The sequence below is a fragment of the Corynebacterium sp. HMSC072A04 genome, assembly GCF_001809235.1.
Taxonomy (GTDB): domain Bacteria; phylum Actinomycetota; class Actinomycetes; order Mycobacteriales; family Mycobacteriaceae; genus Corynebacterium; species Corynebacterium hiratae.
Window position 1 is genome coordinate 1 of the sequence record NZ_KV796737.1, and the last position, 452, is coordinate 452.

At 54.2% G+C, this 452-nt stretch carries 1 pseudogene; it reads right to left on the reverse strand.

Annotation, left to right across the window (positions count from 1 at the left end):
- Nucleotides 1-452, reverse strand: a pseudogene (locus tag HMPREF2565_RS01555) (HNH endonuclease); the annotation flags it as partial.

Below are 452 nucleotides of genomic sequence, written 5' to 3' on the forward strand. Positions count from 1 at the left end.
CCGTCACGGCCTTCGACATGTTTGCGCATGATGACTCCTGGTTGGTAGCCATCGGCTTCGGCGACGTCACCGGTTAAATCCCGGGTCTTATCATGCGACATGGGCTTAGCCCGCCAGCCGAAGCCTTCAATAAAGGTTGGTGCATCCTCAATGTCGCAGGCCTGGTAGGTGTGTAACACCACAGTAGCTGGAGGCTTAATCTCACCGGAGAGCAGTTTTATGACTGCCTCCGGAATCGTCAGATCGTGCTTGGTTGCGGTGTGGTGGATGAAGGCATCGAGTTTAATGCCGGTGTCTTCATCACAGTGCAGTTCCAGCCAGGCTGAGGTGCCGTTAGAAGAAAACCGGTACGTATTTTTAGGGCGGGTGTCCTGGTAGGCGATGGAGTTATCGAGGGTTTTGCAGATATCGCGGACTTTGCGCCTGATTTGACTACGCGTGGGAAAAGCCTG